13 protein-coding genes are annotated in these 11,739 nt (G+C 57.9%); 7 read left to right on the forward strand and 6 right to left on the reverse strand.

What is annotated here, in order from left to right:
* Nucleotides 1-156 precede the first annotated feature (156 nt).
* Nucleotides 157-1,842 (forward strand): S10 family peptidase, encoded by a 1,686-nt coding sequence (locus ACID345_RS20760; RefSeq protein WP_011524802.1) that lies wholly within the window; start codon nt 157-159, stop codon nt 1,840-1,842.
* Nucleotides 1,843-1,886: 44 nt separating this feature from the next.
* Here ACID345_RS20760 and ACID345_RS20765 read toward each other — a convergent pair whose 3' ends face one another.
* The 3 genes from ACID345_RS20765 to ACID345_RS20775 all read right to left on the reverse strand — a co-directional run bounded on the left by ACID345_RS20765 (nt 1,887) and on the right by ACID345_RS20775 (nt 4,054).
* Nucleotides 1,887-2,276, reverse strand: a complete 390-nt coding sequence (locus ACID345_RS20765; protein ID WP_041855952.1) for a hypothetical protein — start codon at nt 2,274-2,276, stop codon at nt 1,887-1,889.
* Nucleotides 2,277-2,311: 35 nt separating this feature from the next.
* Nucleotides 2,312-2,899, reverse strand: coding sequence for a PilZ domain-containing protein (locus ACID345_RS20770; protein ID WP_011524804.1), 588 nt, complete (start codon nt 2,897-2,899; stop codon nt 2,312-2,314).
* Nucleotides 2,900-3,070: 171 nt separating this feature from the next.
* A complete protein-coding gene (locus ACID345_RS20775; protein ID WP_011524805.1) occupies nt 3,071-4,054 on the reverse strand; it encodes a substrate-binding domain-containing protein in 984 nt (327 codons plus the stop codon).
* 152 nt (nt 4,055-4,206) lie between these two features.
* On the opposite strand from ACID345_RS20775, the gene ACID345_RS20780 reads away from it, so the two are divergent.
* Nucleotides 4,207-4,554 carry a hypothetical protein gene (locus ACID345_RS20780; protein ID WP_011524806.1) on the forward strand — a complete coding sequence of 116 codons (348 nt, stop codon included), beginning with the start codon at nt 4,207-4,209 and terminating at the stop codon, nt 4,552-4,554.
* Here the strand turns inward: ACID345_RS20780 and ACID345_RS27085 are convergent, their stop codons facing one another.
* On the reverse strand, nt 4,555-4,713 hold the full coding sequence (locus tag ACID345_RS27085; RefSeq protein WP_187148882.1) for a hypothetical protein: 159 nt from the start codon (nt 4,711-4,713) through the stop codon (nt 4,555-4,557).
* Nucleotides 4,710-6,461, reverse strand: a complete 1,752-nt coding sequence (locus ACID345_RS20785; RefSeq protein WP_011524807.1) for a mechanosensitive ion channel family protein — start codon at nt 6,459-6,461, stop codon at nt 4,710-4,712. The genes ACID345_RS27085 and ACID345_RS20785 overlap by 4 nt, the downstream gene beginning before the upstream one ends.
* 201 nt (nt 6,462-6,662) lie before the next feature.
* Here ACID345_RS20785 and ACID345_RS20790 point away from each other — a divergent pair, with 201 nt between their 5' ends.
* Nucleotides 6,663-7,415 carry a hypothetical protein gene (locus ACID345_RS20790; RefSeq protein ID WP_011524808.1) on the forward strand — a complete coding sequence of 251 codons (753 nt, stop codon included), beginning with the start codon at nt 6,663-6,665 and terminating at the stop codon, nt 7,413-7,415.
* 56 nt (nt 7,416-7,471) lie between these two features.
* Nucleotides 7,472-7,708 (forward strand): hypothetical protein, encoded by a 237-nt coding sequence (locus ACID345_RS20795; RefSeq protein ID WP_041855953.1) that lies wholly within the window; start codon nt 7,472-7,474, stop codon nt 7,706-7,708.
* 31 nt (nt 7,709-7,739) lie between these two features.
* On the opposite strand, the gene ACID345_RS20800 is transcribed toward ACID345_RS20795, so the two are convergent.
* On the reverse strand, nt 7,740-8,870 hold the full coding sequence (locus ACID345_RS20800) for an aromatic ring-hydroxylating oxygenase subunit alpha (protein ID WP_011524809.1): 1,131 nt from the start codon (nt 8,868-8,870) through the stop codon (nt 7,740-7,742).
* A gap of 95 nt (nt 8,871-8,965) precedes the next feature.
* On the opposite strand from ACID345_RS20800, the gene ACID345_RS20805 reads away from it, so the two are divergent.
* The 3 genes from ACID345_RS20805 (at nt 8,966) to ACID345_RS20815 (ending at nt 11,685) form a co-directional block, all read left to right on the forward strand.
* Nucleotides 8,966-9,352 carry a hypothetical protein gene (locus tag ACID345_RS20805; RefSeq protein ID WP_011524810.1) on the forward strand — a complete coding sequence of 129 codons (387 nt, stop codon included), beginning with the start codon at nt 8,966-8,968 and terminating at the stop codon, nt 9,350-9,352.
* A gap of 110 nt (nt 9,353-9,462) precedes the next feature.
* Complete coding sequence (locus ACID345_RS20810; RefSeq protein ID WP_148210203.1) at nt 9,463-9,732, forward strand: hypothetical protein; 270 nt, start codon at nt 9,463-9,465, stop codon at nt 9,730-9,732.
* Between the two features lie 147 nt (nt 9,733-9,879).
* A complete protein-coding gene (locus ACID345_RS20815; RefSeq protein WP_011524811.1) occupies nt 9,880-11,685 on the forward strand; it encodes a VWA domain-containing protein in 1,806 nt (601 codons plus the stop codon).
* Nucleotides 11,686-11,739 lie beyond the last annotated feature (54 nt).

Genomic DNA, 11,739 nt, shown 5'->3' on the forward strand with positions numbered 1-11,739 from the left:
CATTGATTCGCAGTCTCTAAACCGGGACAGCCGGATGTAAAGGAGGGTAAATCCCCGGCGAAGTCCCATGATTACGGCGTTGCGGATTTACAATCGTCAGCGATTCCTACAGGGACGGTCTGGGGCCGTCTCGCATCCCGATACAGGAGTTCCTCCATGAAGCAATCCTGGCTGAACGCCCTACTGTGCTGCGCGATTTTGGGCGCAACCGCAGGGGCACAGCAGAAGAATCCTCCGAAACCTCAAGTTGAAAAGAGTTCGCCCAGCGAAAACATCGCAAACCGACCGGCGAACGCGCCGGAAGAACCGCGCGCTCAGCGCGAAGAACGACGGCAGGAAGACGCTCCGCAACAACCACGCGGTGAGGGGCAGAAGCCGTCGATGAAGTGGGACATGACGGAGACAGCTCCGGTGGTGACCCACCACGAAATCAACGTAAACGGCCGGGCTCTGCGATACACCGCCACGGTCGGACGGTTGCCGATTAAAGACCTCACTGGCACCACCGAAGCGCTGATGTTCTACGTCGCTTACACGCTCGATGGACAGGATGCGACGAAGCGTCCAGTCACGTTTGCGTTTAATGGCGGTCCGGGATCGGCGTCGATTTGGCTGCACATGGGAGCGCTCGGCCCGCGCCGCGTCGCGCTGCAGCAGGACGGCATGATGCCGCCGTCGCCGTATCACCTCATCGACAACCCCGGCACGCCGCTCGAAAAGACCGACCTGGTATTGATTGACGCCATCGGCACCGGCTTCAGCCGCCCCGCGGACCTGGAAAAGGGCAAGAAGTTCTGGAGCGTGAAGGGCGACATCGAAGCGTTTGGCGAATTCATTCGCCTCTACATCACGCGGAATGAACGTTGGGCTTCGCCGCTCTACATCTTCGGCGAAAGCTATGGAACCACGCGCGCAGCGGGAATTTCGGGCTATTTAGTGGATCGCGGCATTGCCTTCAACGGCATTTGCTTGCTCTCGGAAGTGCTGAACTTCGAGACGTTGGAATTCAGCAAGAGCAACGACCTTGGCTATCAGCTCACGCTGCCGTCGTACACCATGATCGCCGGATACCACAAGATGCTCGCCCCGGAGCTTCTCCAGAACATGGAGAAGACGAAGTCTGAGGTGGAGCAGTTTGCGAATGGTGAATACGCGCAGGCGCTGCAAGCGGGCGACAGTCTCACTGCCGACCAGCGGGCGCACATCGTTGAGCAGCTCGCGAAATACACGGGACTCAAGAAGGACTTCATCGAGCAGTCGAACATGCGGATCGATGTCCGCGGCTTCACGCATAATTTGCTCATCGACCAAAAGCTGCGCGTCGGACGCCTCGACGGCCGCTATACCGGACCGGATCCAAACGGCCTGATGGATACGCCGTTCTACGATCCGACGGGCTCGGCAACCGATCCACCGTTCACCGCGACGTTTAACAACTATCTGCGGAATGACCTGGGCTACAAAACCGACATGCCTTACTACGTATCGGCACGCGACATGGCGGGCGCAACCGAGCCCGGGCAGCGCGGTGGTGGACCGTTCCAGTGGGAGTGGGGATCCGCAATTGAAGGCTATCCCGACACTGCGACCGCATTACGTGCAGCGATGGTGAAGGACCCGTACTTGAAGGTGTTGGTGATGGAGGGCGATTACGACCTCGCCACGCCGTATTTCGCGGCGAACTACACCATGAATCATCTCGACCTGACGCAGCAGTACCGCAAGAATATTTCGTACGCGCGGTATGCGGCGGGTCACATGGTTTATCTGCCGATGGATGGGCTTGCGAAGATGAAGAAGGACTACGACTCGTTCCTCGATCAAACCGCGAACCGTCAGTAATCTCTGCGTGAGAGGGTGGCGCGGCTCCGGCCGCGCCATTTTTGTTAACCCGCGAATTTCGGTAGGTTTTCGCGGTCTCGGTTCCGCGATTGCCGTTCTTCGATTTCCGAACGAAGCCCGCGCAATTCACGGCGCAACGAGAGCGCAAGCTCTTCCAGTTCGGTGCGGTCGGAATCTCTCAAGCCTGCCGTGTCTGCCCATGAGAACGTAGCTTCCACGTACTCCTGAAGCCGCTCGAGTTCCGGATAAGTCGGTGGAACCACGACAGGTGCGTGGATGGCGGCGCTGATTCGAGTCGGCGCAGGTGCAACCGGCATGATCCGCCCAGAGGCCGCTGCCGTCTTTGCCTGGTGGCTAAACCGCTCGCCGACAAACTCGCGCATGCGATCGGCCTCAACGCTCGACGGAAACTGGAACTGCAGTCCGATCCCCATTCCAGGGAACGACGTGCGAACCATCGCCGGGATGGTCAGGTTATCGGGCTGAACAAAAACGTGACGTTCAGTTTGCTGCCGACCTTGATCGGAGAGCGCGACTCCACGTAGCAGCCCCCGTCGCTGACGTCGGTACAACGCGACCACAGGTTCATCTCGGAACCTTCCATGCGTACCTGCACTCCCATATCGCACTTGTAGCGCGCGGCCGCACGCCGCTCGTTCTTTTCGCCACCGCCGCTACCGCCTCGACGGCGCTTTACGCCCGCTTGTTCATTCGCGTCGATGACGACCGCTGGTTCCTCAATGGCAAAGATGTTGCGTGCCGGTTCCATGCACTCCAGACCCACTTGTCCCTGGGTGGGCGTGCCTTTCTGGCCGAACCACTTCACGCGATACTTCGCCTTAGCGATTCCCTTCTGGATGCCAACCACGTCTCCGCTATTCAGCGCCACGTCAACATTGGAGAGGAGTACGCCATTGCGCGAGATGTTCAGCGTCGCGACGTTCGCGCCAAAAGGTTTGCCGTTGGCGTCCATACCGTAAATACGCACCGGCACGATCGCAGAGATTCGTGCCTCTTTGCGGCTGGTCGCTGTCAATTTGTCGTCGGAAAAAACCAAGCTATTCGCTGCCTTTGGGCCAGAGAGTTAGGTCTGTCGAATGTTTACTCAGGGCGATTGATCAAATTTTAGGGGAGGCAGGCAGGTAGGGGTATGCCACAAACGGCGGTGGATGGTACCCAAAAGTCCCGAAACGGGAGACGCTCCGGGACTTTTTCTAAGAGGAATCGCTTATTTTGCGTTCGCAGCTCGCGCTTGCAGATAGAGATCCACGTTTGTCTTGTCAACAACTGAGGTGCCGGTATCGACAAACGCTGGGAATGGCGAGAACGAGTCGAACGAGTAGTCCTTGGTGAGATCTGGCTTTCCGTGATGTATCTCATCGAGGGCCTTCAGTCCATAAAACGCCATGGTGTAGGGCTTCTGCGCAATGGTCGCATCCACCACGCCTGACTTAATGAGGTCGAGTGTAGCGGGATCAACGTCCATTGCAATTACCAGCCGGTCGGTTACGTTTTCGCGTTTCAGCGCAAGCGCGACATCCTTCGCCGACGTCGCCTCCAGGCAGACGAAGGCGTCGATTTTCTGAGCATCTTTGGCGCCAGCATAATGCGCGGTGCGGTCAAAGGCATTGCCGGAATCACCTTTGATGTTCACGACCTCCACGATCTTGATACCGGGATTGTCAGAGAGAACGTCTTTATAGCCCGCTAACCGTTCGTCGAGGTTCGGTTGGGGCATGGTGAAGAAGACGACATTGCCCTTCCCGTGAAGCTTCTCGACCAGGCGTTTTGCGCCGAGCGTACCGGCTTGGCGGTTGTTGGTACCGATGAAGTAAAGGCGCTTGCTCTTCGGGGCATCGGAATCGATGGTGAGGACGGGAATGCCTGCGTTAATAGCCTCGTCAATTGCCGGTTGCATCAGCGAAGCATCGGCGACGGACACCAGGATGCCGGAAGGTTTCTGTGCCGCAGCATTGCGGAACTCCTGCACCTCCGCTTGGGGATCATAGTTTTCAGGACCGCGGACGTCCCATTTCACGCCGTATTGCGCAGCGGCTTTGGTCAGGCCCGCCTGCGCGGTCTTCCAATACTCAACCTTCGAATTGACCGTTACCAGGATGTACTTCTCGTCGTTGTCATGCTTGGCACAGCCGGCAAGGAGACAGGAGGCTGCGGCAATAAGTGTCAGAGCGATTTTCTTGGGTGCGGACACGTGAGCCCTCCTTGGCAGTACGGAAAGAGTCGTCCGAATCTCGCGCCAAATATGGTGCGCGTATGGTCGCAAAGAGTCAAATGCGGCACGCGGAAATTCCGGACAAGCGTATCCGCGTCATTGCCCTAAAGTGGCGTTTAGAATAGGCCGCGATGAAGAAGCGGCCGATTTCAATCACCATCGTGAGCTGGGTTTACATCGCGGCAGGATGCGCCGGCCTGATCTATCACGCTCCCGAATGGAAGACGCCAAGCGCCGAGCACTGGCAAATCGTATGGGTTTCAGCGGTGCGACTGCTGGCAGTCGTGGCGGGGATCGCCATGCTACGCGGCCAGAATTGGTCGCGATGGCTGACGATCGCATGGATGGCCATCCACGTCGTGATCAGCTTATTCAATTCGTGGGAGCAGGCAGCGATGCACGCGGTTCTGCTCACGGTCGTCATATGGATATTGGTCCGGCAGCCCGCGAGAGATTACTTCTCCAAAACGCCAGCGTAGCTACATTTGCTTCAATAGCAGTACACCCAACATCACCATCCCAACGAACACCAGCGCGCAGATTCCGAAGAAAACGATCGCAACTCCCCGCGCTCGCTCCGGCTTTGGCGGAGTGATGCCGATGGTCACGAAGATTCCGCGCAGCAACGAATAGATCACGGTTTCGTCACCTCAGCGTGACCGTGGAACAACTCCACGATGGCGTGGTTGAGTTTTGTTCTCAGTTCATAACGGACGTTGGCGCGAGTGATGTAGCGGATTACGATGCTCACGCCGGAACCGGTGGAGCGGATATCGATTGCAGGCGCCGCTGAAAATGCCTTTAGGCCGCCAGCGCCGCGAGTGGCGCGTTCCCACTCCTGTTGCGCCATGGCCACGTCAGGAGCGGTTGCTTCCGAGACGATGTTGCGAACATCTTCCGAGACCCGGTACGGGTCTTTATCCGCAGGCACCAGCAATTGCATCTCGTCCCACAGCCACTGGCCGGTGGTGGAGAAGTTGAAGTAATGGCCTTCGATGGCGAAGCTGTTCACGAAGGCGACTTTTCGTCCCGTCGGATGGCCCGGATCGCTCCAGTTGCCGGTTTCAAGAATGACGGTGCGAAGAATACCGATCTCCACAACTTCGCCGCCGATGCCGTTAATCTCCACCCAATCGCCGACGCGAATACCGTTGCGCCCCATCAGCACGAACCATCCGAAGAAGGCGACGATAAAGTCCTTCATCACTACAGTCAGCCCGGCGCCGGCGAGGGCAATCACGGTCGAAAGCTGGCTCGGTGGCCCGAAGATCACAAGCAGTATCAGCAGCGCTCCGCCCACTTGCAGGGTGAAGCGCAGCGCCATCTGCATGGTGCCGGCCTTGCGACGGTCTGACTCGTGATAGAAGTGCGTCACCAGCCCTTCGGCAAAGACGACAGCCAACACAATCAGCAGGATCCAAATCAGCGAAAGTACCAGCGCATGCGTCGCGCGCTGCCGGTAACTCAGAATCAGGCCGCCCCAGTCGCCGAACTCCTGCGCGAGCTTTTGTTCGGCCTCGATACGCTTGTTGTAGTCGGCGAGCATCTGGCGCTCGATTGCCTGCCGTTTCAACGTGGCCAGAGCTTCCGTGTGGGAACCAAGAGAGGTTGGTGCTTGTGAAATCTGCTGCTGAAGCTGATCGTGTTTGCGAGTGAGGTCCTGGACCCGTCCGAGAGCACGGTCCTGGGCCTCCCGAAGCTTCGTCAGGCGGTCCTGTAGGCTCCGCCAACTCGAAACTTGACCGATAAGGTTCCCCGGCACGGAGAAGGAAGCGTTCTTCGCTGCGTCGGGTACGCCCGCATTGTCCTGTTGCACGGCTTGGTACTCGTCGCGCATTTGTTGAATACGGGTCTGGCGATCGCCGCCGGCACGTAGCAGCGCCTGCTTGGCTTCGTCGAGTTCATCCTCCGTGACCGCTTGCTGGGCTTTTGCGGTTTCGACCTGCTCGGCGATTTCGTCCTGGTCGGCGCCATTGTCGGGCTTCGCCAGCATGTCGCTGAAGCCCTTTACGATCTCCTTGTCGGTCGCGAGCTGGGCGTCGAGCTTGGTAATGCGGGCGTCGATCTTCTTGACTTCGGGGCTCTCCGGTGGCGGATTAAGGTCGGCATCGCGCAGCGCCATCGAGAACGCCAGGTCAACAGAACGGTCCGCGAGGCGTATCGATTCCGTGGCGTAATCCACTTCGTCTGAGGTGGTCGCGGTACGTGCGCAGACGCGGGCCGCCTGCAATGGGCTCTGGTCCACAATCTGGGGCTGATCAGGGACGCGACCCGGCTTCTTCGGCGCCAGGGCGTCGGTCGGGGAGGTCTGGAAGTAGCCAACGACCGCCGCAAGAATCAGCAGCAGCAGGAAAACTAGGGCGATATTTCTTGCCGATTTCAGCATGAGAATTGGACGACGATTGGCGTGGTAACAATATATGCTGGGTTGCTAAAGTAATAAATGTAACGCGAGCGAGTTCCAGACAAGCGAAACCGGCTTTCCCCTGTACCGGGTTATAGCACTTCCGTTCGGAGGGGTGAAACGTTAGTAACTTCTCGCCGATAAAACCATCGGTTATTCTCGACGCACGCACTCCGGAGATCTATGAAGTCGTCCGATTTGGTCACAATTATCGTCGTGATCGCGCTGGTGGCGGGCGGTTGGTATCTTGTGACCAACCACAAAGCTGCCGCCGAAGCGGGCTATTATGAGCCGCGTCCGGACTACTTCGACAACGATCCCACTTCGATGCCGGCCGATTGGACCGGATGGGACGCGAAGGTGGATGTTTTCATACATCACAACACCAACCGCCCGGCCTGCGAGGCACTCGAGTACGGCTGGATCGCCTGGCGCGACCATACGCCGGTCGTAGCTCGCAATGCGCAGTCTGGCTCAAAGCGCATCCTGATCCGCACCGACCACCTCGATAATCCCAACGACTTCAACCGGGTTCCGCCGGTCCAGCTTCCCTACGATCGCGGCGTGAATATCGACGTTTCCACCCGGCTGCAGCGCAGCCAATATCTGGTCAATTGGGCGCACAAGTACGGCTTCCGGTTCTCGCCGAATACTCCCACGATGTGGCGCGATTATTACCGTCAATTGAAAGAGAATCCGGGAGCGGTGGTGATCGTTCCGGCCGCCGGACACACCATGAAAGAGTGCCGAACCGCGCAGGAAGAAGCCGACTGCAACCGTGCCCCCAGCAGCATGCGCTGCGAGGACGATCGCTACGGCCAGACCGGCCCCTTCCTCTATCCGGAATGGGCTGTCGACGAGCCGATTACCTCCGTGATCGCCTTCATCAAATCCAAGAAACACGCCGCCACAGCAAAGATCGAACAGTCCGAATAATCTCCGCAGGCTCGTAGTCTGTCATTCAACCTGCTGCCGCTGATTCTCACAAATAGATGGAAAACGATACGCCTCAATGGCTCGCCAAGCTAGCGAAGTCGCGAACGGTCAAGGTGCTATTGGCTGGATTGTGCCTGCTGCTGATCGGCATTCAGGTGTATGGGATCGTCCAAAAGAAACGCGCGCACTTGCCCATCTTTTTCGACACGACATATGAGAATGTCTTGGCCGCGGCCCTCGTAATCGTGATGCTTGTCGCGATCTTTGTCACCGGCAAGGCCAGATCACGCTAGAACAACAGTCGTGCGCGCGACTACGCCCTATTCATTTCCTTCCCTGAGTCCGTTCCAGCACAAAGCGGTCCAGCGCCAGCAGCAATTCTTCACGGTTGGAATACGGTCCAGGCTGATAGCCCTTAGATGAGATGCCTGCCTGTGCCAGGTCGGAGAGTTCCCAGTCCTGCTTGTTGGTGATGTCCCAGAATTCAATCGCATCGTTGGGGTTGAAACCCGGCTTGGCAATCTCATCCGGGTGGAAATGCCATTCGCAGACGATCTCCGTCTGGTCCGCGGCCTTCGGCCACATGGTGAAGGTCAGCATGTAATCCGGATGCAGGTTCAAAAAGAAGTTCGGCAGCAGGCAGTAGTAATAGACATGCCGCTCGTCAGCGCTGCTCAAACCCGGCAGCGCACAGCGGATGGAATTGCCATCCATCGTTAAGCTCTTGACGCCATCGCGGAGGTCCATGCGTCCGCCCAGGTAGGTAGGTTGCGGCGGTTCGTTATCGCCACTCATGTAATGCGACTGCTTCTGCAACAGCGGATGAACAATCGGGCAGTGCAGGCATTCCGAGTAGTTCTGGATGACCAGCTTCCAATTGGCCTTCAGGTGATAGACGCGCCGCTCCACCATCTGCAATTCTTCCATCCGCCACGGACGAAACTTCTGGTCGAGCCCGGCCAGGTGCTCCGAGAACGGTATCGGATGCGCCGAGAGATTGATGAAGATATGCCCATCCCAAACCTCCGCAGCCACGTGGTTGAGCGGATAATCGGCCTCGCAGAAGCCCTCAACTTTTTCCATGTGTGGGGCGCGCAGCAGCCCGCCATCCAGCTTGTAAGTCCAGGCATGGTAGCCGCACTGGATGCTCCCGCTGAAGCTGCCTGACTCCTGTTTACACAGCTGGGTACCACGATGCCGGCAGACGTTGTGGAAGGCGCGAATGCCGCCCTGTTCGTCGCGCACAATGATCACGCTGGCATTGGCCACGCGGCGCGTGAAGTAGTCGCCGGCATTCGGAATCTGGTTGGTGCGTCCGGCGCACAACCACATGTCGAAGTGAATGGCCTCCATCTCGCGCTGAAAATGTGCCGGATCGGTGTAATACTGCTGCGGCAGCGTCATCGCTTCCGAAGCGTCAAGCGCCGGTCTGATGTTGGTATATGCCGTGGACATGGAAGCCCTCTAACGTGTCAGGATTGCCCATAATTCTAGAGCAACATTCGGCCAGAGTCTTGTTTCCCGAACAAAACCGCACCAAGGGGATTCCGATGAATGACAAGACATTAACCATCAGCTCTCTGCTCGCCATCCTGTTCTTCTCATTTCACTGGGCCTACGACATCGTTTTCAAGATGGCGCCGGGCGATCTATCGGCCCTGTTCGGCATTCTTATTTTGGTCGTATGGCTGTATGGAACGCTGGTCGTCGGCGATCGCAGATCGGGCTGCATCATCATGCTGCTCGGAGGACTCTCAGGACTCTTTGCGCTCGTGCTCCACCTGCGTGGGGCGGGGCTCGTCGGCCCCAGAGTCGCCAACTCCAGCGGAGTCTTCCTCTGGGTTTGGACACTCCTCGCACTCGGTGGAACCTCAGCTTTCTCGACGATCCTCGCGGCCAGGGCGCTGTGGAAGGGCGCGCGAGCAGCGCGGCCCTAAGAGCACACACGTACCTCTGTCATGGTGAGCGAAGAATCCGCATACCGATGCGGATTCGCAGTCGAACCATCCCTATCGCCACAGCAACGGTAGAATCGGGGACGAAAACTATGCCCTCAACGCGTCAGTTCGTAACTGCCACCGCATGTGGAGTTCTAACGACATTTGTCCTCATGCTCGCGTCCACGATCAAGAGCGCGAGCTCAGTTGCTGAAGTCCTGCTCACGCCGGGAGCACGTGCAGCAGTATCGGTGTACGGTGGCCTCCACGGTGGCGAACCGATCGCCCTCCTAATCATTGCGAACGCATTTTTTTATGGATTCATTGCGCTTGCAGCCCTAGTCGTGCGATCCCATCTGTCATCCTACAAAACCGAGTAGGTTTTGTTTTCATGTTTCCCAAGCGAGACCCGGGGCACCCAAGCGGTCTCGTGAAGGAAAATGGAAAGAGAAATTGTGATGCAAGCAGAGCCGTGACATCCGCCAAATCTCAAGCCAAACGTGATAGCGTTCTGATTAAGAGGACGTATGTCCCACCGATGTCTCGTTTGGTTTAGTTCCCTCCTCGTCATTCCTTTCGCTTATTCCCAAACTGCTGCGCCCAATGCGAGCCCTGCGCCCACGTTCGAATCCAAAGTGCGTGCCGTGCTGGTGGACGTGGTCGTAATTGGCGGGAAGGGGGAGCCAGTTCTCGGCTTGCACAAGCAGGACTTTCGGGTGACGGAAGACGGCAAGCCGCAGACCATTTCCTCGTTCGAGGAGCATACGGGCGTACCGCCGACTGAGGTCAAACTGCCCCCGATGCCGCCCGGGGTGTTTACAAACTTTCCTGCGCTGCTGAAGGCCGATACGGTGAATGTGCTGCTCGTGGACGCGCTGAACACGCAGACGCAAGACCAGTCCTTCAGTCGTTCGCAGATGATCAAGTACTTGAAGACGATTCCGCCGGGCGCACACATCGCGATTTTTACGTTGACGTCGCAACTGCGGATGCTTCAGGAATTCACGACCGATTCTTCGGTATTGTTGGCGGCGCTGAATGACCCTGCGGTCGCTGGTCCCCATCAGTCGCCGTTACTCCAGTCCCAAGTGGAAAAGGACGCTTACGAGCGGCTGGGAGCAATGGTCGCCCTCGCACCGAGCGCACCGATGCAGAACTTGGCCAAGGAGGCGGTCAACCCGGCGCTCGCAGTGAAGCAGATGCTGGAGGAAACCGTTGTGCGGATCACCGAGTCGCGGGTCCAGATCACGCTGCGAGCAATGCAGCAACTGGGCCGCTATCTCGGGAGCTTTCCGGGCCGCAAAAATGTGATCTGGATCTCCGGCTCGTTTCCCATCAACTTTATGGCGGATCCCAGTTTGCCGGATCCGAACGCCGTGGTACGGGGATTTCAAGGCGAAATTCAAAGGACGGCTGACCTTCTTACCGCGGCGCAGGTGGCAGTTTATCCGGTCGGGGCGGCAGGCCTGAGAGTGGACGCGCTCTACCAAGCCAACGCAAAAGAGATTGGGTTTTACAGCACGGGCGGGTTCGTTCAGGACCAGGTGCAAGGGCTGCATGCGGGAATTGACGAGCGGGCTGGCAACGATCTGACGATGGAGGAGATGGCCAAGGACACCGGAGGTCAGGCTTTCTACAACAGCAACGGGATTAACGATGTTCTGACCCGTATTACGAACAACGGTATGCGCTACTACGAGATCAGCTATACGTCGACCAACACGAAGGTGGACGGGAGTTACCGGCATATCTCCGTGGAGCTGCTCAAAGGAAAGCACAAGCTCTCTTATCGTCGCGGATACTACGCGCTGGATGCTGCGGCCGTTCGGCAATCGGAACTTGAGGCCGCACCCGATCCTTTGCTGCCCCTGGTGGGATTCGCCGTGCCTGATGTTGCGCAGATCCTCTATAAGCTGCGCGTGTTGCCGTCGAGCCCGCAACCGGCAGTTGATGCTACCCCTGCGGGGAGCAACCGCGACTTGAAAGGGCCAGTGACACGCTACGACGTTGACTTTGCCGTCGCGCCGGATGACCTCAAGTACGACATTGGTCCGGACGGTACTCGGCACGGCGACGTCGAAGTGAAACTTGTCGCATATGATTCCAGCGGGAAGCCCGTGAACATGGTGAGTGGGAGGAAGGCGATGTCCCTGGATCCGCAAACGTACGCTACTTTGCAGAAGGTGGGGCTTCAGATCCACGAACAGATCGATGTTCCGAGCAAGGGCGATTTTCACCTTCGCACAGGCATTTACGATTTGAAGTCGAGCAACGCCGGAACCCTCGGAATCAAAATGAAAGATGTGGCCGCGTCGCAGCAAGCGACGAAGTAGACGTTGGTTGCACGCAGCATCTGGAACACTTAATTCGAGGACAGACCGCACGTT

The sequence above is a fragment of the Candidatus Koribacter versatilis Ellin345 genome (assembly GCF_000014005.1).
Taxonomy (GTDB): Bacteria; Acidobacteriota; Terriglobia; order Terriglobales; family Acidobacteriaceae; genus Korobacter; species Korobacter versatilis_A.